At 41.4% G+C, this 23,531-nt stretch carries 29 protein-coding genes; 25 read left to right on the forward strand and 4 right to left on the reverse strand.

All coding sequences use genetic code 11. From position 1 onward, the window contains the following. The first annotated feature begins 388 nt into the window (after nucleotides 1-388). The 6 genes from cyoE (at nucleotide 389) to ctaG (ending at nucleotide 6,573) form a co-directional block, all read left to right on the forward strand. On the forward strand, nucleotides 389-1,306 hold the full coding sequence (gene cyoE / locus NSQ52_RS07295; RefSeq protein WP_024720296.1) for a heme o synthase: 918 nt from the start codon (nucleotides 389-391) through the stop codon (nucleotides 1,304-1,306). A gap of 278 nt (nucleotides 1,307-1,584) precedes the next feature. Continuing rightward, nucleotides 1,585-2,652, forward strand: coding sequence for a cytochrome c oxidase subunit II (coxB, locus tag NSQ52_RS07300; protein WP_039168612.1), 1,068 nt, complete (start codon nucleotides 1,585-1,587; stop codon nucleotides 2,650-2,652). Between the two features lie 188 nt (nucleotides 2,653-2,840). Next, nucleotides 2,841-4,712 (forward strand): cytochrome c oxidase subunit I, encoded by a 1,872-nt coding sequence (ctaD, locus tag NSQ52_RS07305; RefSeq protein WP_342474029.1) that lies wholly within the window; start codon nucleotides 2,841-2,843, stop codon nucleotides 4,710-4,712. Then, nucleotides 4,709-5,332 carry a cytochrome c oxidase subunit III gene (gene ctaE, locus NSQ52_RS07310; protein WP_089374148.1) on the forward strand — a complete coding sequence of 208 codons (624 nt, stop codon included), beginning with the start codon at nucleotides 4,709-4,711 and terminating at the stop codon, nucleotides 5,330-5,332. Before ctaD ends, ctaE begins: the two co-directional genes overlap by 4 nt. 2 nt (nucleotides 5,333-5,334) lie before the next feature. Beyond that, on the forward strand, nucleotides 5,335-5,664 hold the full coding sequence (gene ctaF / locus NSQ52_RS07315; RefSeq protein ID WP_003211520.1) for a cytochrome c oxidase subunit IVB: 330 nt from the start codon (nucleotides 5,335-5,337) through the stop codon (nucleotides 5,662-5,664). A 30-nt stretch (nucleotides 5,665-5,694) separates the two neighbouring features. After that, nucleotides 5,695-6,573, forward strand: coding sequence for a cytochrome c oxidase assembly factor CtaG (ctaG, locus tag NSQ52_RS07320; RefSeq protein ID WP_326111703.1), 879 nt, complete (start codon nucleotides 5,695-5,697; stop codon nucleotides 6,571-6,573). A gap of 30 nt (nucleotides 6,574-6,603) precedes the next feature. On the opposite strand, the gene NSQ52_RS07325 is transcribed toward ctaG, so the two are convergent. After that, nucleotides 6,604-6,969 carry a YugN family protein gene (locus tag NSQ52_RS07325; protein WP_008345035.1) on the reverse strand — a complete coding sequence of 122 codons (366 nt, stop codon included), beginning with the start codon at nucleotides 6,967-6,969 and terminating at the stop codon, nucleotides 6,604-6,606. 161 nt (nucleotides 6,970-7,130) lie between these two features. On the opposite strand from NSQ52_RS07325, the gene NSQ52_RS07330 reads away from it, so the two are divergent. The 9 genes from NSQ52_RS07330 (at nucleotide 7,131) to coaD (ending at nucleotide 12,192) form a co-directional block, all read left to right on the forward strand. Beyond that, a complete protein-coding gene (locus tag NSQ52_RS07330) occupies nucleotides 7,131-7,553 on the forward strand; it encodes a CBS domain-containing protein (RefSeq protein WP_034646433.1) in 423 nt (140 codons plus the stop codon). A 122-nt stretch (nucleotides 7,554-7,675) separates the two neighbouring features. Then, nucleotides 7,676-8,719: a CAP domain-containing protein gene (locus tag NSQ52_RS07335; protein ID WP_058337381.1), complete on the forward strand. Its 1,044-nt coding sequence runs from the start codon at nucleotides 7,676-7,678 to the stop codon at nucleotides 8,717-8,719. 109 nt (nucleotides 8,720-8,828) lie between these two features. After that, nucleotides 8,829-9,242 carry a YlbD family protein gene (locus NSQ52_RS07340; RefSeq protein WP_024720298.1) on the forward strand — a complete coding sequence of 138 codons (414 nt, stop codon included), beginning with the start codon at nucleotides 8,829-8,831 and terminating at the stop codon, nucleotides 9,240-9,242. A gap of 19 nt (nucleotides 9,243-9,261) precedes the next feature. After that, nucleotides 9,262-9,510 (forward strand): YlbE-like family protein, encoded by a 249-nt coding sequence (locus NSQ52_RS07345; protein ID WP_017359376.1) that lies wholly within the window; start codon nucleotides 9,262-9,264, stop codon nucleotides 9,508-9,510. Between the two features lie 73 nt (nucleotides 9,511-9,583). After that, nucleotides 9,584-9,991, forward strand: a complete 408-nt coding sequence (locus tag NSQ52_RS07350) for a hypothetical protein (RefSeq protein ID WP_007499810.1) — start codon at nucleotides 9,584-9,586, stop codon at nucleotides 9,989-9,991. Between the two features lie 57 nt (nucleotides 9,992-10,048). Next, the gene (locus NSQ52_RS07355) at nucleotides 10,049-10,498 is read left to right on the forward strand and encodes a YlbF family regulator (RefSeq protein WP_017359375.1); all 450 of its coding nucleotides are present in this window, start codon (nucleotides 10,049-10,051) and stop codon (nucleotides 10,496-10,498) included. Nucleotides 10,499-10,563: 65 nt separating this feature from the next. Beyond that, nucleotides 10,564-10,836 carry a YlbG family protein gene (locus NSQ52_RS07360; RefSeq protein ID WP_008345023.1) on the forward strand — a complete coding sequence of 91 codons (273 nt, stop codon included), beginning with the start codon at nucleotides 10,564-10,566 and terminating at the stop codon, nucleotides 10,834-10,836. Between the two features lie 312 nt (nucleotides 10,837-11,148). Then, nucleotides 11,149-11,706 carry a 16S rRNA (guanine(966)-N(2))-methyltransferase RsmD gene (gene rsmD / locus NSQ52_RS07365; RefSeq protein WP_007499805.1) on the forward strand — a complete coding sequence of 186 codons (558 nt, stop codon included), beginning with the start codon at nucleotides 11,149-11,151 and terminating at the stop codon, nucleotides 11,704-11,706. 3 nt (nucleotides 11,707-11,709) lie between these two features. Beyond that, nucleotides 11,710-12,192: a pantetheine-phosphate adenylyltransferase gene (gene coaD / locus NSQ52_RS07370; RefSeq protein ID WP_007499803.1), complete on the forward strand. Its 483-nt coding sequence runs from the start codon at nucleotides 11,710-11,712 to the stop codon at nucleotides 12,190-12,192. A 13-nt stretch (nucleotides 12,193-12,205) separates the two neighbouring features. On the opposite strand, the gene ylbJ is transcribed toward coaD, so the two are convergent. Further along, the gene (ylbJ, locus tag NSQ52_RS07375; RefSeq protein ID WP_061418996.1) at nucleotides 12,206-13,414 is read right to left on the reverse strand and encodes a sporulation integral membrane protein YlbJ; all 1,209 of its coding nucleotides are present in this window, start codon (nucleotides 13,412-13,414) and stop codon (nucleotides 12,206-12,208) included. 156 nt (nucleotides 13,415-13,570) lie between these two features. On the opposite strand from ylbJ, the gene NSQ52_RS07380 reads away from it, so the two are divergent. After that, nucleotides 13,571-14,350 carry a patatin-like phospholipase family protein gene (locus NSQ52_RS07380; protein WP_007499796.1) on the forward strand — a complete coding sequence of 260 codons (780 nt, stop codon included), beginning with the start codon at nucleotides 13,571-13,573 and terminating at the stop codon, nucleotides 14,348-14,350. Nucleotides 14,351-14,354: 4 nt separating this feature from the next. After that, complete coding sequence (locus NSQ52_RS07385; RefSeq protein WP_017359372.1) at nucleotides 14,355-15,383, forward strand: SepM family pheromone-processing serine protease; 1,029 nt, start codon at nucleotides 14,355-14,357, stop codon at nucleotides 15,381-15,383. Between the two features lie 33 nt (nucleotides 15,384-15,416). On the opposite strand, the gene NSQ52_RS07390 is transcribed toward NSQ52_RS07385, so the two are convergent. After that, the gene (locus tag NSQ52_RS07390; RefSeq protein WP_342474030.1) at nucleotides 15,417-16,844 is read right to left on the reverse strand and encodes a nucleotidyltransferase; all 1,428 of its coding nucleotides are present in this window, start codon (nucleotides 16,842-16,844) and stop codon (nucleotides 15,417-15,419) included. A gap of 26 nt (nucleotides 16,845-16,870) precedes the next feature. Between NSQ52_RS07390 and NSQ52_RS07395 the strand changes: the two genes are divergently transcribed. The 3 genes from NSQ52_RS07395 (at nucleotide 16,871) to gerR (ending at nucleotide 18,262) form a co-directional block, all read left to right on the forward strand. After that, nucleotides 16,871-17,389, forward strand: a complete 519-nt coding sequence (locus NSQ52_RS07395) for a DUF177 domain-containing protein (protein WP_024720301.1) — start codon at nucleotides 16,871-16,873, stop codon at nucleotides 17,387-17,389. A 21-nt stretch (nucleotides 17,390-17,410) separates the two neighbouring features. Then, a complete protein-coding gene (gene rpmF / locus NSQ52_RS07400; protein ID WP_008354700.1) occupies nucleotides 17,411-17,584 on the forward strand; it encodes a 50S ribosomal protein L32 in 174 nt (57 codons plus the stop codon). 138 nt (nucleotides 17,585-17,722) lie between these two features. After that, nucleotides 17,723-18,262, forward strand: a complete 540-nt coding sequence (gene gerR, locus NSQ52_RS07405) for a sporulation-specific transcriptional regulator GerR (RefSeq protein ID WP_017359370.1) — start codon at nucleotides 17,723-17,725, stop codon at nucleotides 18,260-18,262. A gap of 53 nt (nucleotides 18,263-18,315) precedes the next feature. On the opposite strand, the gene NSQ52_RS07410 is transcribed toward gerR, so the two are convergent. After that, a complete protein-coding gene (locus tag NSQ52_RS07410; protein ID WP_007499784.1) occupies nucleotides 18,316-18,795 on the reverse strand; it encodes an N-acetyltransferase in 480 nt (159 codons plus the stop codon). A 210-nt stretch (nucleotides 18,796-19,005) separates the two neighbouring features. Here NSQ52_RS07410 and NSQ52_RS07415 point away from each other — a divergent pair, with 210 nt between their 5' ends. From NSQ52_RS07415 to ftsL, 5 genes are all read left to right on the forward strand, one after another. Continuing rightward, nucleotides 19,006-19,899 carry a 2-dehydropantoate 2-reductase gene (locus NSQ52_RS07415; RefSeq protein WP_159159609.1) on the forward strand — a complete coding sequence of 298 codons (894 nt, stop codon included), beginning with the start codon at nucleotides 19,006-19,008 and terminating at the stop codon, nucleotides 19,897-19,899. Between the two features lie 65 nt (nucleotides 19,900-19,964). After that, the gene (gene bshC / locus NSQ52_RS07420) at nucleotides 19,965-21,584 is read left to right on the forward strand and encodes a bacillithiol biosynthesis cysteine-adding enzyme BshC (RefSeq protein WP_058337376.1); all 1,620 of its coding nucleotides are present in this window, start codon (nucleotides 19,965-19,967) and stop codon (nucleotides 21,582-21,584) included. A gap of 128 nt (nucleotides 21,585-21,712) precedes the next feature. Beyond that, nucleotides 21,713-22,144 (forward strand): division/cell wall cluster transcriptional repressor MraZ, encoded by a 432-nt coding sequence (gene mraZ / locus NSQ52_RS07425; protein ID WP_003211163.1) that lies wholly within the window; start codon nucleotides 21,713-21,715, stop codon nucleotides 22,142-22,144. A 66-nt stretch (nucleotides 22,145-22,210) separates the two neighbouring features. Then, nucleotides 22,211-23,143, forward strand: coding sequence for a 16S rRNA (cytosine(1402)-N(4))-methyltransferase RsmH (rsmH, locus tag NSQ52_RS07430; RefSeq protein ID WP_007499781.1), 933 nt, complete (start codon nucleotides 22,211-22,213; stop codon nucleotides 23,141-23,143). A gap of 36 nt (nucleotides 23,144-23,179) precedes the next feature. Further along, nucleotides 23,180-23,527 carry a cell division protein FtsL gene (gene ftsL, locus NSQ52_RS07435; protein ID WP_058337375.1) on the forward strand — a complete coding sequence of 116 codons (348 nt, stop codon included), beginning with the start codon at nucleotides 23,180-23,182 and terminating at the stop codon, nucleotides 23,525-23,527. Nucleotides 23,528-23,531 lie beyond the last annotated feature (4 nt).

A 23,531-nucleotide genomic window follows, 5' to 3' on the forward strand; every position in this document is an offset into this window, starting at 1 on the left:
AAATGATTTCACCTTCTCTAAATAACTTCTGATCTAAATGAAAACCTCACATGCTCTCAAGTTTAAGCCAAATGCGTGTTCTGTTGCAATTCATAATGACCAAAGTTCACAAAAAAATGATATGTTAGTTCACAAAGTTTACAGATTTAGAGTGCTTGATCTTTCTTTGACAGTCTGATAGAAATAGAGGAGAGAATATTTCATTTTGCACCGCCTTCTGAAACGCACATCCTAATAAATTCACGAAAAGTTCACAAATAACTTCAAGTTTGTCGTTTATTATTTAATAGGATGTTTTTTTACAGCTCTTTATCTTGTATGATAGAGTTGTAACGATTTTACGTTTTATTCGTTCGTTTGAAGGTTTGGGCAAGGGAGGTTATACACATTGGCAAATTCCAAAACAGCCGCGGAAGCAGCTATTCATGGACAAATAGAAGAAACAACCGCTTTAAAAGATTTTCTTGCTCTTATTAAAATGGGCATCGTCAATTCCAATTTCATTACAACTTTTACTGGAATGTGGCTTGCTTTTTATTTTACAGGTATGAGTTTTCTTGGGAATCTTGATATTGTGCTGTTAACAATGATTGGTTCTTCTCTTATTATTGCCGGTTCATGCGCCATTAATAATGCGTTTGACCGTGATATTGATATACTAATGGAAAGAACAAAAACAAGACCGACGGTGACAGGTAAAGTTCAGCCGGGTCAAGCGTATGCATTTGGTATTCTGCTTGTTGTACTTGGACTGATTATGCTTCTGATGACAACTGTTACATCAGCAGTGATTGGATTTATCGGTGTCTTTACTTATGCAGTTCTATACACGATGTGGTCTAAACGTCATTACACCATTAATACAGTCATTGGGAGTGTATCTGGTGCGGTTCCGCCATTAATTGGCTGGACAGCTGTTACAGGCACCATCGACACAACGGCTTGGGTCCTGTTTATGATTATGTTCATCTGGCAAATTCCGCATTTCTTATCACTTGCGATTAAGAAAACGGAAGATTACCGTAAAGCAGGTATTCCAATGCTGCCAGTTGTTTACGGCTTTGAAGTCACAAAACGCCAAATCATCATTTGGACAGCATGTCTTCTCCCGCTTCCATTTTTCTTAGGTGGATTAGGATGGCCGATTGTCGCACTTGGCACATTGCTGAACATTGGATGGCTCGTTATTGGTCTTATGGGCTTTAAAATGAAAGATATCATGAAGTGGTCAACACTCATGTTCGTTTATTCATTAAACTACTTAACGATCTTTTTCGTTGCGATGATTATTATTACACTATTCTAGAGTGAAATACACTTTGATCACATCAAAACAATGGCTATATCTTATAACACAACATTTTCTTACAACTATGAAAGCCGCCTGATATTCAGTTCTATTTAGGCGGCTTTCTGTTTATACATAGATGGTATTTTGAGTAAAAACATCATTTTTTTATGAAAAGAGGAAATGTAAGTGCTTTTATAAGAGGCGGGGGTTATGGATGGGTGAAAGGTGATTTTATAAATAAGAGGTAAAAGCGAAAGGCAAAGGAGATCAAGCAAAAGGGGTTGGGACAAATTATGATAAGAAAATGGCGTGTTTATTCACTGTTTCTCTTACTGACGCTCGTTTTGGCGGGCTGCGGTGAACCATACTTATCAACACTCAAGCCAGTTGGGGAAGTAGCAGATAAACAGTTTTTCCTAACGGTACTGAGTACACTTATTATGGTTCTTGTCGTTATTGTTGTATCGATCATTTTCTTTTACGTCATCATTAAATTCAAACGTTCTAAAGTGGGAGAAGATACGATTCCTAAACAGGTAGAAGGGAACCGTAACCTCGAAATTACGTGGACAGCGATTCCGATACTTCTACTCATTATTCTCGTTGTACCTGTTGTGGCATACACGCTTGAGCTAGGGGATACAAGCGCCATGGATAAGAAAAAACGAGATCCTGAAAAGACACTTGTAGTGAATGTAAGAGCCAGCTTATATTGGTGGGAATTTGAATACCCTGATTATGGGATTGTGACAAGTCAGGAATTGATTGTTCCAACTGATCAAAAGGTTTATTTTAAGCTGAAAGCATCTGATGTGAAACACTCATTCTGGATTCCATCAGCTGGGGGTAAAATTGATACAAATACAGACAACGAGAACAAGTTTTATTTAACATTTGACTCAAAACGAACGAAAGATGCTGGAGAATATTTCTATGGGAAATGTGCAGAGCTTTGTGGTCCATCACATGCTTTAATGGACTTTAAAGTTAAAACGCTTTCTCAAGATGAGTTTTTAGGCTGGACGAAAAAGATGACAGATTATAAGAAGCCTGCATCTACGTCAGATCTAGCCCTTGAGGGTGAAAAACTCTTTAAAGAGAAAAACTGTTTAAGCTGTCATGCGGTAGAGCCTGGAGATGAACGGCCAGAGGCGGCAAGGACTGCACCAAACCTTGCAACCTTCGGAGAGCGGACAAAAGTAGCTGGAATTAAAGACATGAACAAAGAAAATGTCAAAGCATGGCTGAAAGATCCAGAGAGCTTTAAACCAGGTAATAAGATGACAGGGACGTACCCTAAACTAAATGACTCAGAAGCAGACGCACTCTACGAGTATTTAAAAGGTCTTAAAATACAGTAAATGCCTTGAGCAGCTTGAAGTTGCGCACATTCAAAAGGGTATACGATCTATGTGAAGTTTTTGTTAAGAGCTCCCGAATAAGTCTCTACATCCAAGAATAAGTCATCTGTCAGATATAGTCTGTTTTTAGAACGTGAAGATAGACATTGATATGAAAAGGGGCAAATGGGAGATAAGAGGGGGATTTCATGGTGAGTACAATAGCTAAAAAGCGGGGGTTTGGCGCTGTCTTATGGGATTACTTAACGACGGTTGACCACAAAAAAATTGCCATATTATATTTAGTGGCAGGGGGATTTTTCTTTTTAATTGGTGGCCTGGAAGCGATGATTATCCGTATTCAGCTAGCCATCCCTGAAAATGATTTTGTGAGTGCAGGGTTTTACAATGAAGTCATGACGATGCATGGAACAACGATGATTTTCCTTGCAGCAATGCCGCTTTTATTTGCATTAATGAATGCGGTTGTACCCATTCAAATTGGTGCACGTGACGTAGCGTTTCCATTTGTGAATTCACTTGGTTTTTGGCTCTTCTTTTTCGGAGGTATTTTCTTAAACCTTGGATGGTTTATGGGCGGAGCACCTGATGCAGGCTGGACTGCCTATGCGTCGCTCACGCTGAATTCAGATGGGCACGGCATGGATTTCTATATTTTAGGGTTGCAGATAGCGGGTATTGGTACGCTAATTGCCGGAATCAACTTTCTTGCAACGATTATTAATATGAGAGCACCAGGTATGACGTATATGAGAATGCCACTCTTTACCTGGACAACGTTTGTGGCATCTGCACTAATTTTATTCGCATTCCCGCCGCTGACAGCAGGGCTTGCGATGCTGATGCTTGATCGAATGTTTGATACGAGCTTTTTTAATCCAGAGCTCGGAGGAAATACAATCATCTGGGAGCATTTGTTCTGGATTTTTGGACACCCAGAAGTGTATATCTTGATTTTGCCGGCATTTGGGATTTTCTCTGAGATCATTCCGGTGTTTGCAAGAAAAAGATTGTTTGGTTATTCGTCCATGGTGTTTGCGACTGTATTAATTGGTTTCCTTGGATTCATGGTGTGGGCGCATCACATGTTCACAACAGGACTTGGTCCAATTGCCAATGCGATCTTTGCCGTAGCCACAATGGCGATTGCGGTGCCAACTGGAATTAAAGTATTTAACTGGTTGCTCACCATATGGGGCGGTAATGTGAAGTTTACAACGCCGATGCTATATTCAGTTGCGTTCATTCCGTCATTCTTACTTGGCGGTGTAACCGGCGTCATGCTTGCAGCAGCAGCAGCGGATTATCAGTTCCATGACACGTACTTCGTTGTGGCGCATTTCCACTATGTCATTATCGGTGGTGTGGTCTTCGGTATTTTAGCAGGTGTGCATTATTGGTGGCCGAAGATGTTTGGGAAAATACTGAATGAGAAGCTTGGGAAAATTGGCTTTGTGCTGTTTTTCGTCGGTTTCCATTTAACGTTCTTTATCCAGCATTTTCTCGGTCTTTGGGGCATGCCGCGCCGAGTCTTTACATTCTTGCCAGGTCAGGGTCTAGACCTTGGGAACTTGGTGAGTACGATTGGGGCACTGTTCATGTTTGTAGCAGTTGTCATCATGCTGATTAATATCATCTGGACGACAGCAAAAGGGGAGCGTGTATCGGGCGATCCTTGGGGAGATGGAAGAACGCTTGAATGGGCAGTATCTTCACCTCCGCCAGAATATAACTTTAAGCAGCTGCCTCTTGTACGGGGACTTGATCCATTATGGATTGAGAAAATGGATGGTAAAAAAGGAATGACAGCATCTGAACCGCTCGATGATATTCACATGCCGAATAATTCCATCTTGCCTATCATTATCTCATTCGGTCTATTTGTGTCAGCGTTTGGTTTTATGTATCGTCAAGAACACAGCTGGGGTCTACCGGTGATCTTCATTGGTCTTGGCATCACTTTTGCGACCATGCTCGTTCGCTCTCTTAAAGATGATCATGGATACCATATTCACAAAGAAGATTTGACGGATGACGATGACAAAGGGGTGAAAGCATAATGGAACCACAAAAAATGACAGCGGAAACCTTTCCAGCTTCTCCTGAGAAAGCCACGTTAGAAGGAAAGAATAAGTTCGTCGGGTTCTGGTTGTTTCTTGGGGGAGAAACGGTCCTGTTTGCATCTTTGTTTGCCACTTATTTGGCGCTGAAAAATTCAAATGCAGGCGGCGCAACAACAACTGAAATGTTTGACCTCACACTTGTCTTTATTGCCACAATGCTTCTGTTAACGAGCAGTTTAACGAGTGTGTATGCTATGTATCATATGAAAAACTTTGCCTTTAAAAAAATGCAGCTTTGGCTAGGTGTAACCGTTCTTTTAGGTGCTGGATTTTTAGGGGTAGAAATTTATGAGTTTTATCATTATGTGCATGCGTATGAATTTACCATTACGAGCTCTGCACTTGGCTCTTCCTTCTATACGCTTGTTGGAACACACGGGGCTCACGTCGCATTTGGACTTTGCTGGATCACCGCTCTGATGATTCGGAATATGAGACGCGGACTCGATTTATACAATGCACCAAAATATTATGTGGCAAGCCTTTATTGGCACTTCATTGATGTTGTGTGGGTCTTCATCTTTACCGTTGTATATTTGATGGGAATGGTGGGATAAGAATGGGAAATAAAAACACAAATCAGTCCAAAGTCGATCTTGTCTATCGGAAAAAGAAAAATGCCGAAGAAATGAAGCATCAGCTCATTTCTTTCGGCTTGATGATTGGTTTAACGTTTGTTGCCTTTTTAACAATCGCCTCTGAAGACGTCGGAAATTGGTTCGCTGTCCCTTTTATTTTACTGCTTGCAGTGATTCAGGTCGCTTTTCAGCTTTATTATTTTATGCACATGAACCAAAAAGGGCATGAAACACCCGCGTTGTTTCTTTACTCAGGTGTGTTTGTCGCGTTTATTACCGTTTTAGCCTTTTTGACCATTATTTGGTGGTAAGCTCGCTTTGCCCTTGAAGGAGGCGCAGCAATGGAAAACTTAGAGATATTTGGATTTCGTGCATTATGGAGTCCTTACTATTTGACATGTATTGTAGCAGCAGCCGCTTTTTATCTGCTTCTCGTGACGAAGGGTAAGCACCGTGCGACGGTGAAAGAGAAAACGCTGTTTCTCACGGGGCTTGTGTTGCTTTATGCAGTGAAGGGGAGCCCGATTGATTTAATGGGGCATATTATGTTCAGTGCGCATATGGCGCAAATGGCAGTGCTCTATTTGGTCATCCCGCCCCTTCTTATCACAGGTGTACCTGCGGCGATTTGGGAGCGGATCATTCAAACACGGGGTATTCAGCCGATTTTCCGCTTGTTTTCTAAGCCGTTGATTGCCTTACTCGGTTTTAACGGGTTGTTTTCGCTGTATCATATTCCGCTTGTGTTCGATTTTGTAAAAACAGATCCGTTTTATCACGCATTGATGACGGTTGTCATTTTTATCGCTGCCTTTTTCATGTGGTGGCCGCTTGTCCATAAAGTGCAAAGTCAGCCGCAGATTACAGGCATTTTAAAGCTTGGATATATTATGGCAGATGGGATTTTAATGACACCTGCCTGCGCACTCATTATGTTTAGTGAAGCGCCTATCTATGCCACTTATTCAGATGCCGGCGCATGGATACAAGCACTGCACCTATGCGTACCGAGTGATATGCTTGCTGGTCTTGCGCTTACGGGACCTGACATGTTTCATACATTGCCGCTGCTAGAAGATCAGCAGCTAGGTGCTATTTTGATGAAAATCATTCAGGAGATTGTATACGGATCGATTCTTGCTGTTGTCTTCTTTGACTGGGCGAGAAAAGAAAGAGCGAAAGATGCCGTACCAGATGCGCTCATTCCGAAATATGAATAAATGAAAAGCACAGCCGCAGGGGCTGTGCTTTTATGCTTCAGCAGTTATCGCTTCTAGTTTTTCTTTCAATTGGTTCAGTGTTTTTTTGCTGGATTGAATAAGAGATTTAGGGAAATCTTCGCCTTCTCCATATTCAACACCATGCGGATAATAGTGTTTTCCAAGTAAAGGTGTCAGCAGCTGGATGTGGGCTTTTTTGGAGCCGACATCTCCCTCAGTGGCGTAGCCAGAGATCCGTAAGTAAAACGTCCCCTCTACCATGTTATACTTCCTGTCGTACGTCACACGCTCATAATCCCATTGATCGGCTCGTACAAATCCTTCACTTTCCATAATGAAATCCAATTTATTTAAGTCAGCTGATACCTTTTCAATCCCCGTACCTTCAAACTTCACCCAAAATCCCTCCTTATAAAAATTCCCTTTACTGACAATCATAGTATGAAAGCGTTAAACTTTCAACTGTGAAGGGTATGTTCTTTTATAAGCTGGTTACAGTAATAAAGAAAATAACGGATGGAGGAATCAACGTGAAAACGAAAAAAATCAAAGATATCATGACGAAAAAAGTAGTGACGTTGCAAAAGGACGACAATGCATATGAAGCGGCAGTCAAAATGAAAGATGCTGACATTGGTGCCATTCCAGTAGTCGACGGAGATCAGCTTGTTGGTATTGTCACAGACCGCGACCTTGTACTTAGAGGTATTGCTGAGAAAAAGCCGAACTCACAAGAGGTTGGTGCCATCATGACGAAGGAAGTTTTGACAGCTGAAGAAGATGCAACCCTAGAAGAAATTGTCCGGTTGATGTCAGAACATCAGCTCCGCCGTATCCCGGTTGTCAAAAACGGGGCACTCACAGGGATCGTAGCCCTTGGGGATTTATCAGTTGAAGATTTATCAAACGATCGTGCAGGTGATGCCCTGACGGAAATCTCTCAACAAGACCAGGATCATGGCCAAGGATTTCTTCATTAGGAGGGGCATATTTTAAATTCGTGTTAAATAGGCTGTATTGTCGTTGATAAATGGAGCAAGTTTTGTTTAAATGACAGTAGAAGGTACTTTTTGTACCTTGCCAATTTAACGGAGGTGTTTATTTGAAAACTGTGCTGAAAACACTCTTCATCCTCCTGATTATATCTGGAACGTATGTTCTGTTTATTCAATATGGATCTTCACCAGAAAAAGAAAACAGCAATGAGCCGAAGGTGTCTAATGAAGAAACATCTAGCGATAAGCCGATCAACATTCCGAAAAAAGGTCTCATGTCCTTTATGGGGAAGTCTTCAAACGAAGTGCTTAAACAGCTAGGGGAACCAGATCGCATTGATCCTTCCGCATATGATTATGACTGGTGGATATACAATCAATCGAAGAAGCACTATATTCAAGTAGGGGTAAAGGACAGTAAAGTGGTGACCTTGTTTGCGACAGGGGATGGGCTGAATGTTGAGCCGTTTAAAATCGGTCAAGCCACAAGTGAAGTGTTTAAAAAAACACAAATCGCTCCTTACATTCATGTAGAGGACGAGGGAAATTCATATCGCTTTGAATTCTCAGAAGATGATATGAATACCAGGCCGACGGTGAAAGTGGGAGATGATGTGTATGTCCAGCTCTACATGGATAAGTTTGAAAGCACTCTTTCGAGCATTCGAGCCTTTAACGCAGATACATTTGTCAAACAAAAGCCGTATGAAGTCGTTTATCGAGGTCAATTAATTGAACCTGAGGCGATATCAGGCGAAAAGTGGAAGGATATTGAAGCGTCGAGTCAAAAACAAATTTTTGATATGACCAATATTATCCGCCATAAGTACAAACTGCCGACCTTAAAGTGGGACGATGAAACCTCTGAAGTGGCATTCATGCATAGTGAGGACATGAAGGATAATCATTATTTCTCCCATGAATCTAAAAAATACGGCACGCTGAAAGACCGGTTAGAAAGAGGCGAGGTCGCATTTCAGCTTGCGGGGGAAAACATTGCGTATAATTATGTTGATGGCCCTGCAGCTGTAGAAGGTTGGCTGAATAGCGAAGGTCACCGGAAAGCATTGTTAAATCAAGATTACACGCACCTTGGCGTTGGTGTGAAAGAAAAGTATTATACACAAAACTTCATTAAGAAAACGTCTTAATCCTCTAAACAGCTGCGCACAGATGGCGGCTGTTTTTTTATGAAAAGGGCTCACCAAAATAGACCCAGATGTATATAGTATAGTAGGCATTTGTATGGGGGGTGAGGATATGACAAATAAGCAAAAGCAAACATCCATTGATGAATTTAAACAGTTCGTCAGACGCCATCCGAAATTAATTCAAGAAGTGCAGACGCAAGAAAAAAGCTGGCAAAGTTTATACGAGAATTGGGTCATGTTTGGTGAGGAAGATGACATGTGGTCTCCTTACCGGCAAACACAAACGGAAGAAGCAAAAGAAGAAAAAGCCGCTAAGCAAAGTGAACCGGGAAAAGCAGATTTTATGTCTAAAATGGTTTCTGCAGTGAAAAAAATGGACGCTGATCAAATGAATGAACAAATTAATAAAATGAGCCAGTCTATTTCCTCTTTACAAAGCTTACTCGGTCAATTTTCATCAAATGGCTCAAAGAAGGGTTCATCTGGAGGCAGCCAGCACCCATTCTCCTTCAGGAAAGATTAATTGAAAGGGGATGCTTTTGGTGCGGAGAGAAGTACAAGAGTTTGTCATGGCCGAAGAGGATCGAATCAAATTCATCAGGCAGCGCCCACTCTGGTATAGACAGTTAACGCGGCATCCTGAAAATGTCACTTCGTTTGAATTAGATAAAATGAACTTTTACGAAAAAACCATTCCTCATCGTGTGAGCCAGTTGAGCAATAGTGTCCAAATGGCTGAAATGATGATCCAGATGTTCCAAGCAATGCGCAATCAAAATGGAGCCGGGTGAGGCTTTTTTTGAGTTGATTAAGATGTCTATTTCATGAGCATCCTATGAAAGTAGACGAAAGGAGAATCAGAACATGAAATGGATGCTGTCAATATGCGCATTGCTTTTTCTTCTCACCGGATGTCAAAGTCAACATGATCAAGAGCAAGTAACTAGGCAAGAACCAGCAGTACCAGTCATGCAGCAGACGCAAAGTGAAATGAAGCAGCAAGGCTTTTTAAAATACAAAGTGCAGGGATCTGTTGTGTATATAGAAAGTACACTTCAAGATTTTCACCTTGAACCTTCACCCCTAAAAAAGGATAAGAAGGCTGGGTATTTTACTGTGTATGTAGACGGGAAACGGGCAGGCAATGAGTATACTGCGGCGTTTGTGGTCAAGCACCTTTCAAAAGGAAAGCATAAAATGACCGTTGTGCTAAATTCTCGTCACCCTGAATATAAGCAGAAAAGAGAGACGTGGGATGTATTTGTCACGTAAAAGCATTTTCTGATCCATAGGTTTCGTGGTAAACTATGAATTGGAGGTGCAACATTTATGTATGCGACAATCGAATTCGTGGAGCTCCAAGAGGAAGCAAATCAATTGGCTGCCATGATTCTTCAGTCGGAGGAGGCTGAACATTACCGCAACTGCTTTAAGCGTCTCCAGCAAGACGAAGAAGCCCAACAAATTATTGCCCATTTTACAAAAGTAAAAGAGCAATATGAAGATGTGCAGCGGTTCGGCAAATACCATCCGGACTATAGAACGATCTCAAAAGAAATGCGTGAGGTCAAAAGAAAGCTAGATCTTCACGATACAGTGGTTGATTTCAAAAAAGCAGAAACAGCGATTCAATCCATCTTAGATGAGATTAGTATTGAAATCGGTCAAGCTGTATCAGCATATATTAAAGTTCCAACAGGGAACCCATATTTTGATGGTCTATCATCATGCGGCGGTGGCTGTGGATCAGGAGGCAGCTGTGGCTGTAAAGTATCTTGACGAGACTTGAACGTCTCGTCTTTTACATAATGAACGGAAAGAATTGAAAAGCGGCAGGTGAAAAGATGGATACCAAACGTCAAGGGATGGTCGTTTGGCTGCATTCGTTAAAGCAGTCAAAAGCGCTAAGGAAATTTGGGAATGTTCACTATATTTCAAGGAAAATGAAATATGCAGTGATTTATTGTGATATGAATGATCTTGAGCGCCACATGGCAAAGCTCAGTTCATTGCCATTTGTAAAACGTGTTGAGCCTTCCTATAAACCTTTTATTAAATTAGAGTACGAATCGAAATTGGACAAAGCAAAAGAGTATGATTATAAGGTGGGCTTTTAAAGACACAAAAAAATCCCCGCGGCATCACCCGCGGGGTCCTTCTATTCTTAATGATTCATTAAGGAGAAGGCAAAGGGAGAGGAGAAACCGGAGGAAGAACTTATGGGGAAACGTAAGTCTTCTCCGCGGTTGGCAACAGCACCACATCAGATGCTGTTAACAGTAGTATGACCCTCTCTTTTGTGATCTATACATAGAAAATGAATGGAATTCAGTGCATTGTCCCATGTGGAGTGGATATGGTAAGATAATGTTGAATTTTTTGTCATCAAACAATATTCAATAGATGCAAGCAGAAAAAGTGGTGGAAAAATGAGAGTGATTTCTGGAACAAAAAAAGGCCGCACGCTGAAAGCCGTACCCGGCCAATCAACAAGACCAACAACAGATAAAGTAAAAGAATCCATTTTTAATATGATTGGACCGTATTTTGATGGGGGATGGGCCCTTGATTTATTTGCTGGAAGTGGTGGTTTAGGTATTGAAGCGCTTTCTAGAGGATTCGATCATTGTATATTTGTGGATCGAGATATGAAGGCGATTCAGACGATTAAAGGCAACTTGAATCAATTGTCGCTGATGGATCAAAGTGAAGTGTTTCGAAATGATGCAAACCGTGCACTCGCCGCTGTAGTGAAGCGAGAAGAATCTTTTCAAGCCATCTTCCTTGATCCGCCGTATAAAGATCAAAAGTTGAAAGCACTTCTTGATACGATTGATGAGCATTCCTTATTAGCAGATGATGGCGTCATTGTGTGTGAGCATGATAAAGATGTGACACTGCCAGAGGAAGCAGGACAGCTGCATATCTCAAGGCAGGAAATGTACGGAATGACTGGCATTACGATCTATAGAAAGCGGGGAAATTAAAGCATGGGGAATATAGCCGTTTGTCCGGGTAGCTTCGATCCAGTCACATTGGGCCATTTGGATATTATCAAAAGAGGGGCAAAGATTTTTGATGAAGTATATGTGTGCGTCCTCAATAACTCGTCAAAAAAGCCGTTGTTTACTGTTGAAGAGCGATGTGAACTCATTCGTCAAGCAACAAAGGAGCTACCAAATATCAAAGTGGAATCCTTTCATGGACTGCTCGTTGATTATGCGAAACAAAAAGAGGCGAAAGTCATTTTACGCGGACTTAGAGCGGTGACGGACTTTGAATACGAGATGCAAGGGACATCAATGAACAAAGTGTTGAATGATGACATTGAAACGTTCTTTATGATGACGAATAATCAATACTCCTTCTTAAGTTCAAGCATTGTTAAAGAAGTAGCGAAATATCATGGATCAGTCAAAGAGCTTGTACCGCAAGAGGTCGAAGCTGCGCTGAAAGAGAAATTTAATGGATGAGTGCATTGTGCACTCATCCATTTTTTAATTTCTGATAATAGAGTGCAATATACACGATCAGACTGAACAAGGTGATGAGAGGACCAGCAGATACAAGCTGATTCCATAACATGCTGCTAAACATCACGACTTGCTCGCTTGTTTCAAATGCCCCTGCTGGAAGCGCCATGTCTGCTTTAGAGACATAAAGGGGTTTGAATAACAAAAAGGCAAAGACGGCTGCGTAAATACCGTGAAGCAAACGGGCGAAGAAAAACGGTTTAAAGCGTATATCGGTTGCTGCCAAAATCCCGGCTACCTGAGCTTGAACGGAGAATCCGCTAAATCCTAAAATAAAGCTGACCACAATTGTTTTAGCGAGCATGGAAACCTCTTGTGATCCTGTGAGCTGACTTCCTAATGTGATTTCAAATAGACCCGCAATCATGGCTAGATCTAATTCCGGCGGAAGGTGCATCGTTTTCAGTATAGAGCCGATCCCGATAGAGAGAAGATCTGTCACATGAACGACAGCGAGCATTTGACTAAAGACAGAAAATAAAATGATAAAGCCGCCAATCATAAATAAAGTTTGAACAGATGACATGACAGCGTCACTTAATATTTGGCCAAGTGGTCTTTTCTCTGCAAGTCTTGCCGTATGAAGAGCGCTGAATGCTTCTCGAATTGGAGGCAATAAAAATCCTTTTCGGCTTCTGAGGTGCGCATCATGACGTGCTTTATATCCGCGCATCGTCACCCCAACCGCGAGATTTCCTAAATAATGTGCACAGGCTAACACAATGCCTATAGCTGGGTGATGAAAAAATCCTACAGCCACTGCTCCAAAAATGAACAAAGGGTTTGAAGAATTGGTAAATGACACAAGGCGTTCTGCTTCAATTCTTGTCAGCTGTCCTTCCTGCCGAAGTCTTGTCGTCAATTTAGCGCCAGAAGGAAAACCAGAGGCCATTCCCATCGCTAGTACAAATCCGCCGACACCAGGCACCCGAAAGATAGGCCGCATAAATGGCTCTAATAATACGCCGACAAATCTGACAATCCCGAAACTGATTAATAGCTCGGACAAAATAAAAAAAGGTAGCAGCGATGGAAAAACCACTTCCCACCACATTGCAAGTCCATTTTTCGATGCTTGCAAAGAGGCTTGTGGATGTGTAATCACAGTGGCTGTTAAAAAGATAAAAAAAGCAGCGATGAACAGAGTGTTCCATTTTTTCATGGAGATGTCGCCCCTTGCCGTTATAATCTATTGGCGAGCTCGTGATTAAAGAAAAAGAGATGCTAGCCGAGCCTGTCTTCTATTACTATACGATGAGAAGGGGCATGTTTAGACCTATAGATTCGTATATATGCATAGAAAGAGGAGGGTGGATTCATGAAACGACCGATTATCGGGCTTGCGCTGGGCTCCGGGGGTGCCAGAGGGATGGCGCATATCGGGGTTTTATCTAGTCTTGAGAAACAAGGAATTCAGGTGGATATGATCGCAGGAAGCAGTATTGGTGCTCTTGTGGGGAGCTTTTATGCAGCAGGACAAGACGTAGAAAAAATGAAAAAACTTGCACTTGTCTTCAGAAGAAAGTATTATGCTGACTATACACTGCCAAAAATCGGTCTGTTAAAAGGAAATCGAATTTTGCAGCTGATTCACACGTTTACATATGGGAAGAATATTGAAGAAATGCGCGTGCCTCTTGCGATTGTCGCCTGTGACCTTCAGACAGGGGAGAAGGTTGTGTTTAAAGAAGGGTCTGTCTCACAAGCAGTCAGGGCAAGCATTAGCATTCCGGGTGTGTTTGTTCCGCATGAAATAGGCGGCAGGCAATTGGTGGATGGAGCGGTAGTGGACCGCATTCCTGTCTCTGTTCTCAAAGAAATGGGGGCAGATCTCATTATCGCCTCTGATGTATCAAGGGTGAAAAAAACAGAAAAGGCAACGAGATTATCGGATGTCATTATGCAAAGTTTGGACATCCTTCAAAATGAATTGGTTCGTCACCAAACCATTCATGCAGATCTCATGATTCGGCCGAAGCTCGAGACCTTTAGCTCTAGTGCGTTTACACAGGTTCAAGAAATGATTGAAGCAGGTGAACTCGCCGCCGACCAACTAAAAGAAAAACTGAAAGATGTCATTGATAAATGGGAGTGTTAATCGAATGAAAAAATTAAATATTCGCTGGCTCAGCTTTTTTGCTGTTGTTCTAGTCTTATTTGGCTTAACTTTTGTGAAACTGCCCTATTACGTCACAAAGCCAGGTGATGCAACAGAAATTGCGCCACACATTCAAGTAGACGGAGGATATGGCGAGAAGGGGAGCTTTTCTCTTATGACCATTAAAGTAGGTCCAGCCAATCCATATACGTATTTGCTTGCAAAAATGAACAAGTATGACGAAATCGTTCCAGAAGAAAATATTAAAGCGGACGGAGAGTCTGATGAGGATTATATGAAACGGCAGCTGCAGCTCATGAAAAGTTCTCAAGAAAATGCGATGATTGCCGCTTATACAAAAGCAGGGAAAAAAGTAGATTATACGTTTAATGGGGTATATGCGAGCTATGTGATGAAAGGAATGCCTGCATATGGGAAGATTGAAGTGGGCGATAAGATCAAAAGCGTCGACGGCCATACATATGAGTCAGCAGATAAAATGGTTTCGTATATCAGCAGTAAAAAAGCAGGCACGACTGTCCGTTTTGTACTTGAACGTAATGGCAAAGAAATCACGCAGAACGTGACGTTAAAACCATTTAAAGAAGAGCCAAAACGAGTGGGAATTGGCGTATCATTATTTACAGACCGTCATGTGAAAGTGTCTCCTTCTGTGAAAGTGGATATTGAAAACATCGGCGGTCCATCGGCTGGTTTAATGATGTCACTTGAAATTTATAATCAGCTGACAAAAGAAGATGAAACACACGGCTATGCGATCGCAGGAACTGGAACGATTGATGCAGATGGTACAGTCGGACCGATTGGCGGAATTGATCAAAAGGTTGTTGCAGCAGACAAAGCAGGGAAAGACATCTTCTTTGCACCGAATGATAAAGGTGACCCAAACTCTGACTACAAAAATGCAGTCAAAACAGCAAAAGATATTAAAAGTGATATGAAAATCGTTCCTGTGGATACCATGCAGGACGCACTAAACTATTTAAACAAATTAAAAGAGAAAGCATCATAAAAAAGAGCAGCCTGCAAATCAGGCTGCTTTTTTCTATCGAGGTGAAAAGAGTCCGCTCTCTTCATCATATCGAATCGGTGATGTTTTAAACTCTGCTTTTGTTAACTCTGTTTGCATGGGTTCAGAGATGGGAAGGCTGAACACCCTTGAAGCGCGAATATCAAGATCAAGGGCGGGATGTGAAAAGGAAGACAGTTTACTCACAAGTGGTACATCCAACTCTTTTTTTACAAGAGACAAGTACTGTTGTCCTTTCCTTGTCATTCCAAGTAAACGAATATAGGGCGCTTTTTTCTCTTCAAGCAGCTCGTGCATCGTCTTTTTCTTCACGTTCATTAATAGATGCGTATTCATCCGCTGTAACCTTGTCCACGTATATCGTTTTGTTTTGACAAGTGATAGATACTCATCGTAGGAAGACGCATGTGTTATGGCTTTTTGCATGCGGTGTTCAATGCCTTCTTCAATTTCATAGATGCCCTCTAATTCACTCGTATCCATTGTATGAAAAACATGTTTCAGAAAGCGAAAATAGGCTTCTTGCGTATGTAAAAGACCATATGAAGAATGATAGTCGTGTAATTGCTTTAAAGTAGCGTCTGGTAGGTAGGGCGTGACTTCTTGAAATGAGCTCTGTTCTTTTAATGCTTTTCGGATACTTGTGGCGCTTGCGATTTTTTGGTTGTCAGGCAGTTCTTCATCATGATAATCAGATGCAATTCTTTGAGACGTAAAAGGCTGCATGTGAGGAGCTCTCTCTAAGATGGCTTTAACATAATGAAAGCCTAAAATGTTATTTGGTTTGGACAAATCCAGTAAGTGTTCAGAATGAATGGCCTCTTGAAACGCACCTGCTGCTGCTGCGGGATAACTAAGACCTTCTTTCACCTTTTCTTTTGTTAAAAGATCAATCTCTGCCTTTTTTTCATGCCAAGCGTGTGCTGTGCGCTCAAATGCGTTGATTTCTCCATCCTCACTGCCGAAAAAAAGAGAATGGCATTTTAATGCATCGAGGATGGACACAGCGCCATTGGCGAAGGTTTCTGCCTTTTGTACGGCATATATGTATGGAAGCTCACACACAATGTCTACACCGTTTTGCAGTGCCATTTTTGTACGTGCCCATTTTGAGACGATGGCAGGCTCCCCGCGCTGGAGGAAAGAACCGCTCATAACGGCAATGGCAACATCTGAGGAGGTTTGTTTTTTCGCCTGATTCACATGATAGGCATGCCCATAATGAAATGGATTGTACTCGACAACGACTCCCACTGCTTTCAATAGATGTTCCGCCTTTCTTGCTATGGTTAAATGGTCTGTGCTACAGTAGCATAAGGGAAAAATGAAGACCATTTTTTTCAGTGTAGGCATTCCGAGAACTGATGTCAAACAGCCCTTTGACATCATGAAGGACTGTAAAGAAAAAATATTGACAAATAGCATGATGAAAGCTATAATCATGTTTGTTGCTCTTAGAGGTGATACAATTGAAATGGACAGTTTATCAGTTACATCAAAAAGCTAAAAACAGCTTCGATTTTCATGAGACGGTTGACTTAAATGAACTTACTAGCCTTCATTCAGATATACGTCGTATTTCACCAGTAGAGGTGAAAGGGACTGGAGTGATCGAATCAAAGCAAGTCGCATTTGATTTAACCATCACAGGTGAAATGACATTGCCTTGTTCAAGAACGCTTGTTGATGTAAATTATCCATTTGCGATTTCAACAAAAGAACTATTTGTACTTCATAAGACAGACGACATAGAAGATGAAGACGTTTCTATTGTAGAAGACGATATCATCGACTTAACGCCTATAGTCAAGGAAGAAATTCTTCTTGAAGTGCCCATGCAAATCTTTTGCGACCAAGCTGGCGTAAAAGGTGCTGCACCACAGGAAGGGAATGACTGGGCGGTCATTTCGGAAGATGCACATCAAAACCGAATTGATCCTCGTCTGGAAGGCTTGAAGAAGCTCTTAGAAGAAAATAATGAATCTTAACTCTTTAAGGAGGTGGGAATAATGGCTGTACCTTTTAGAAGAACTTCTAAAATGAAAAAAAGATTGCGTCGTACGCATTTCAAACTACAAGTACCTGGTATGGTAGCTTGCCCAGAATGCGGTGAAATGAAAATTTCTCATCGTGTCTGCAAATCTTGCGGAACATACAAAGGCAAAGACGTAAAAAGCAACTAATGCTTGATAAAAAAACGTGAGGGAATCTTCCCTTGCGTTTTTTTATTGATCTATTTTTTAGGTTTCTCTCCTGCAAATAGTCTATCTACTCTAGTAAGCGCATATGATGTGGTATTCAGATTCAGGGGGGATGATGAGTTGACGATTACACGGCAGGACGCATGGACACAAGATGAAGATTTACTTTTAGCAGAAGTTGTCTTAAGGCATATCCGAGATGGAGGTACCCAGCTTTCAGCATTTGAAGAGGTTGGAAAAGCATTGTCAAGAACAGCAGCAGCATGTGGATTCAGGTGGAATTCTTACGTCAGAAAGCAGTACCAGGCAGGCATTGAGCTTGCCAAAAAACAGCGAAAAGAACTGCGTAAAAAAATTGGTATCCATTCTTCGGGTTTACCGCAGCATGCGTTCACCATAGAAGAGAAGGCATCTTCTGATCAGACTGAACTGACGCTTCGAGAAGTAATTCGGTTTCTAGAGCAGCTTGAGAAAGAACCATCTGGTCCAGCTTATTTACGGGAGGAGCTTAAAGATGCACAGCATCAATTAAAATCACTCACCGAAGAAAATGAACAGCTGAAACGTCAATTAAAAATGACAGAAGAAGATTACCGGGCACTTATTGGTATTGTTGAAAGAGTCAAACAGAATATCAGCTTAAAAGATTACGCAAAATAAGAAAACGCCCCTCATAGATGGAAAGAGGGGCGTTTTCTTAATGATTAAAATGATTAAGCGGACTCACCTGTGTTCTTTTGAATATGTGCAGGCTCCCAAATGAGTGGGTTTTCTCCTTTATCGCGTTCCATATCATATTTCACCGCTTCAAAGCCCATTTTATCCCAAAAACCGGCGGATTTGACGCGTGGATTCGTTCGAATTGGAAGGCCAAAAGATTTTGCGAAATCAACAAGTGCTTCACCGTATCCTTTACGTTGATATCCTGGCAACACTTCTAGCTTCCACAGCTCTAGATAATCATGATTATGGTCAAAATACGTCGTCGTCGAGCCATCTACTTGATAGAGGCTCATACGTGCCACAAGCTTATCTCCAAAGTAAATCCCATAAAATGGAGAGTTGCTGTCATTTTCAATCATATTACTTTCTAGGTCTTCAAGCATGGAAAGTTCTTGTATGCCATATTCCTTAAATTGTTTAAATTCCTCTAATGTTTTGTAGTTAATCAGAAGACGTTTTACTTGTGTCATGTGATCTTCCCCCTTACACACATAATGTCGACAGTGATGTCATTGAAGGCGTTTTCATCCCATCCGCCTAAAAAAGTTTTTACACTTATTATTATAGTTTTTTAATTAAAAAAATTCAATCATAGCGCGTTATCTGCTTTTTGCATCGTAGCACTAAACTGGTAAAATGGTTGATAACATGAAGTAAACAGAAAAAAGGAAGTGCGGCAATTGAAAATTGGAATCATTGGCGGTGGTGCGATTGGTCTGCTTTGTGCCAGTTATTTATCAGAGCATCATGACATCACCGTCTTTACAAGAAGAAAACAGCAGGCAGAAGAAATTCGAGCATTAGGCATCGAACGAATGGTAAGAGGGGAAACCATTCAATCAGCTGTTGGGGCCGATACCGGGGTCAAAGGAATATTTGATTTGCTGATTGTGACAGTGAAGTATCATCATCTGCAAGATGTTCTAGGGGAATTATCGGGACTGCCTCGTCATCGGATCTTATTTTTGCAGAACGGAATGGCCCACCTCGTCGATTTAAAGAACTGGAAAACGGCACATCAGTTATATATTGGTGTAGTAGAGCATGGCGCAATGAAGGTGTCTGATCGCGCAGTAAACCATACAGGAATTGGTGTCATCAAGTGGGGAGCATTTCTGCATGAGGAAAAAGAACCTATGGGTAGTGAACTATCAACGGTCGATTTTCAAATGGTTTATACAGATGAATGGAAGAAAGTACTGGAGGAAAAACTGCTCGTCAATGTGTGTATTAATCCGTTGACGGCTTTATTACATGTGAATAATGGGGAATTGGTATCGAACCCGTCATATGAACATATGATGACATGTGCATTTGAAGAAGCGGTTTCCATTCTAGGGTTGCTTGAGAAAGATCGTCTATGGGCTCATGTGAAATCAATTTGCCATCAAACGGCTGCCAATCAATCGTCGATGCTGCAAGATATCGTCAAAGGCCGCCAAACTGAAAGAAAAGCAATCATTGGCTACCTTTTAAAAAAAGCTCAAGGTCAAGGGATGACGCCGCCATTCCTCACTTTCTTGAATAGAAGCTTGGAAGTATTGGAAAAAAAGCAAACAAAATCTTTTGAGTGAGCTCATTTACATGCTATACTTTTTTCGGGAAACTAACTATTTATTGAAGAAAGGAAGTTCTAAACATGCAATTGACTGAACTTTCCATCCGAAGTCAGAATTTATTCATACGTGATTATATAGAAGAAAAAAAAGAGATGACTGCTTTTTTTGATTATGATATACATTCTGAGCACACATGGAAAAAGAGATACGACGATCTCATGGAAAGGAGCTTCCCGCGCGAGGCTTTAGCGGATTATATGAGCGCATATCATGCAAAATTTGATTCGGCTGCCATGCGTGAGAATATTGAGAAGATCCGTGATGAACGGAGCGTCATGGTGGTTGGAGGACAGCAGGCAGGCCTCTTAACAGGTCCGCTTTATACCATACATAAAATCATTTCCATTATTCAGTTTGCCAAAGAAAAAGAATCAGAGCTTGGCGTTCCTGTTATTCCGGTCTTTTGGGTAGCGGGTGAAGATCACGACGTAGACGAAATTAACTTTGTGTACACGTCTGGCGAAAAAGGCCCAGTCAAACAAAAGCTTCCATTACATCATGTGAAAAAAACAGCTGCGAAAAGAACACCTCTCCACCAAGAGAAAACAGAGAGATGGCTTCGTGATGTATTTTCAACCTATGAGGAATCTGCTTACACAAATGACTTGTTTGATCAGCTTCTTCGATGTTTACGCAAATCAGAAACGTTTACTGATTTCTTTGAGTGGATTGTTTGCGATCTATTTGAAGAAGATGGACTGCTGTTATTGAATTCAGGAGACTTCGGCGTGAAGCCACTTGAACGTACGTTATTCAAGCAAATTGTGGAGTCGAGTGATGCGATCGTGGCTCACTTAAATAACACGCAAGCTGCCATGGAACAAGCGGGGTATCAGCCGATTATTGAAGCTGGTGACCATCAAGCCAACTTGTTTTACGAATATGATGATGAGCGTTTCCTCATTGAACAAGAGAATGGCCAATTTTCTATATCTGAAGTGGGGCTTACTTGGACAAAAGATGAGCTTTTGCAGGAAGTCGAGGAGCACCCAGAGCGGTTTAGCAATAATGTGGTGACCCGTCCATTGATGCAGGAAACCCTTCTTCCAACGCTTGCTTTTATGGCTGGACACGGTGAAGTGAACTATTGGGGTGAGCTGAAAGGCATCTTCGAGTACTTCGATGTCAAAATGGCACCCGTTCTTCCAAGATTGCACGTCACCATTCTTGAAAGGCATATTGATAAGAAGCTGCCGATAAGAGAATTGTCGGTTGAAGAAGTGCTGACAAAAGGCGTGAAAGAAAAGAAGGATGCGCACTTTCAGCAAAGTCTTCCAGACAGCTTCGTTCAATCGGTTCAACATGCCAAACGTGAATTAGCGAATGTTCACGAGGCCATGAGACAAGAAGCGCTAGAGATCGAACCAAGCTTTGAACAGCTATTAGATAAAAATGCCAAATTTATAGAAGACCAGCTTCAATTTGTTTATCAAAAGGTTGCAAAGCGTGTGGAAGAGAAGGAAGGATACATCCTTCGAGATTTTGAACGGATTGAAAATAGTTTAAAACCACTCGAAGCACCACAAGAAAGAATTTGGAATATCATGTACTTTTTAAACAAATATGGTCCAGAATTCTTCAAAACGTTTAAAAATCTGCCATTTTCATTTCAAAACAAGCAACAAATTGTCAAACTTTGAAATAAAGTTTTAATGAACCCTGACTAGTTCAGGGTTTTTTTTTATGTAGAAACAGTGTAAAATAAGTTTTGTGGAGAGAAGTGGTGGATAGTGGAGAGTATAGGTGAGAAAGTGGGGCTCTGATGATCATGTTCATGGGTGAATACCAACATACGATTGATACAAAAGGGCGCATGATCATCCCTGCTAAATTTAGAGACGGTCTCGGAGAACAGTTTGTGCTGACGAGAGGGCTTGATCAATGTTTATTTGGCTACCCTATGAGTGAGTGGAAACTAATTGAAGAGAAACTCAAAGCACTGCCGCTAACGAAAAAAGATGCACGTGCGTTTACCCGGTTCTTCTTCTCCGGCGCAGTTGAATGTGATCTGGACAAGCAGGGGCGCATTAACATCGCATCCAACCTACTCCAATATGCAAAACTCGAAAAAGAATGTGTGGTCATCGGCGTTTCAAATCGAATTGAGTTGTGGAGTAAGTCGATCTGGGAACAATATACAGAAGAGCAAGAAGATTCTTTTGCTGAAATTGCTGAAAACATGATTGGATTTGATATATAATAATCCCTTGTGCAGCAAGCTTTCTACACATTCATTTCTATTTGAAAAAGGTGGGACCATATCATCATGTTTCAACATGAGACAGTATTATTAAAAGAAACAGTTGACGGTTTAAACGTCAAAGAAGACGGTACATATGTGGACTGCACGCTAGGCGGCGCAGGTCATAGCTCATATTTACTATCTCAATTATCAGAAAAAGGTACATTAATTGGGTTTGACCAAGACGATGCTGCACTGGATCATGCACGAGAGAAGCTCGCACATGTTAAAGCGAACATTCTTTTCATAAAAAGCAACTTCCGATATTTAAAAGAACGTCTGAATGAACAAGGAATTACAAGCGTAGACGGTGTGATTTTTGACCTTGGGGTTTCATCACCTCAGCTTGACACACCAGAGAGAGGCTTTAGTTATCACCATGATGCACCTCTTGACATGCGAATGGATCAAACCGCTGCTTTGTCGGCAAAACAAGTGGTGAATGAATGGCCATTTGAAGATCTAGTTCGGATTTTCTACAAATATGGGGAAGAAAAGTTCAGCAAGCAAATCGCACGCAAAATTGAAGAAGCCAGAAAAAAAGCGCCAATTGAAACAACAGGAGAGCTTGTCGACATTATTAAAGAAGGAATTCCCGCACCTGCAAGACGAAAAGGCGGACATCCAGCGAAAAGAGTATTTCAAGCGATCCGAATTGCCGTAAATGATGAATTGAAAGTATTTGAAGAAGCACTAGAACAAGCAATAGAGTTACTCAATCCGAAGGGGAGAATTTCTGTCATTACATTCCATTCACTTGAAGATCGGATTTGTAAAAGTACATTTAAAGAAATGTCTTCTCTTCCAGAACTTCCGCACGGACTGCCAGTGATTCCAGAAGGACTTGAACCAAAACTGAAGCTGATCACGAGAAAACCAATCGTTGCATCAGAACAAGAGCTGGAATATAACAACCGTGCCCGTTCAGCGAAGCTCCGAATTGCAGAAAAAAAGTAAACGACACCATAGATGATGATAAAAAGGAGGTTTCTTATGAGTAATTTGGCTTACCAAAGAGAAGTAAAGCAACATCAAACCGAGCAACAAGGTCAATCGGTTGTGATTAGAAGAAGAGGTTCTATTACACTTGGTGAAAAAATCTTACTTGTCATGTTTGTCATGGCTCTCATGTGCAGCTCGATCCTCATCATTTCGAAAGCCTTTGCTGTTTATCACGCAAATATCGAAGTGCAGAAGCTAGAACAGCAAGTGACTTTAGAATCGAAAAAGATCACTGAACTGCAAAAGCAAAAAGATTTACTAAGTGAACCAGAGAGAATCATTGAAGCCGCTAAAAAAGCAGGCTTAAGCATGTCGAAAGATGTTAAGAAGGTCGATTAACATG

The sequence above is a fragment of the Bacillus sp. FSL W8-1141 genome, assembly GCF_038593205.1.
GTDB lineage: Bacteria > Bacillota > Bacilli > Bacillales > Bacillaceae > Bacillus > Bacillus altitudinis.

Coding starts and splice junctions, on each gene's coding strand:
- ctaD (WP_342474029.1), top strand. CDS start 2,841: ATGGTGAGTACAATAGCTAAAAAGCGGGGGTTTGGCGCTGTCTTATGG.
- NSQ52_RS07360 (WP_008345023.1), top strand. CDS start 10,564: ATGGATACCAAACGTCAAGGGATGGTCGTTTGGCTGCATTCGTTAAAG.
- bshC (WP_058337376.1), top strand. CDS start 19,965: ATGCAATTGACTGAACTTTCCATCCGAAGTCAGAATTTATTCATACGT.
- coxB (WP_039168612.1), top strand. CDS start 1,585: ATGATAAGAAAATGGCGTGTTTATTCACTGTTTCTCTTACTGACGCTC.
- NSQ52_RS07330 (WP_034646433.1), top strand. CDS start 7,131: ATGACGAAAAAAGTAGTGACGTTGCAAAAGGACGACAATGCATATGAA.
- mraZ (WP_003211163.1), top strand. CDS start 21,713: ATGTTCATGGGTGAATACCAACATACGATTGATACAAAAGGGCGCATG.
- ctaF (WP_003211520.1), top strand. CDS start 5,335: ATGGGAAATAAAAACACAAATCAGTCCAAAGTCGATCTTGTCTATCGG.
- rsmH (WP_007499781.1), top strand. CDS start 22,211: ATGTTTCAACATGAGACAGTATTATTAAAAGAAACAGTTGACGGTTTA.
- NSQ52_RS07340 (WP_024720298.1), top strand. CDS start 8,829: ATGACAAATAAGCAAAAGCAAACATCCATTGATGAATTTAAACAGTTC.
- NSQ52_RS07355 (WP_017359375.1), top strand. CDS start 10,049: ATGTATGCGACAATCGAATTCGTGGAGCTCCAAGAGGAAGCAAATCAA.
- NSQ52_RS07350 (WP_007499810.1), top strand. CDS start 9,584: ATGAAATGGATGCTGTCAATATGCGCATTGCTTTTTCTTCTCACCGGA.
- NSQ52_RS07390 (WP_342474030.1), bottom strand. CDS start 16,844: ATGATTATAGCTTTCATCATGCTATTTGTCAATATTTTTTCTTTACAG.
- rsmD (WP_007499805.1), top strand. CDS start 11,149: ATGAGAGTGATTTCTGGAACAAAAAAAGGCCGCACGCTGAAAGCCGTA.
- NSQ52_RS07410 (WP_007499784.1), bottom strand. CDS start 18,795: ATGACACAAGTAAAACGTCTTCTGATTAACTACAAAACATTAGAGGAA.
- ctaG (WP_326111703.1), top strand. CDS start 5,695: ATGGAAAACTTAGAGATATTTGGATTTCGTGCATTATGGAGTCCTTAC.
- NSQ52_RS07385 (WP_017359372.1), top strand. CDS start 14,355: ATGAAAAAATTAAATATTCGCTGGCTCAGCTTTTTTGCTGTTGTTCTA.
- ftsL (WP_058337375.1), top strand. CDS start 23,180: ATGAGTAATTTGGCTTACCAAAGAGAAGTAAAGCAACATCAAACCGAG.
- NSQ52_RS07380 (WP_007499796.1), top strand. CDS start 13,571: ATGAAACGACCGATTATCGGGCTTGCGCTGGGCTCCGGGGGTGCCAGA.
- coaD (WP_007499803.1), top strand. CDS start 11,710: ATGGGGAATATAGCCGTTTGTCCGGGTAGCTTCGATCCAGTCACATTG.
- ylbJ (WP_061418996.1), bottom strand. CDS start 13,414: ATGAAAAAATGGAACACTCTGTTCATCGCTGCTTTTTTTATCTTTTTA.
- rpmF (WP_008354700.1), top strand. CDS start 17,411: ATGGCTGTACCTTTTAGAAGAACTTCTAAAATGAAAAAAAGATTGCGT.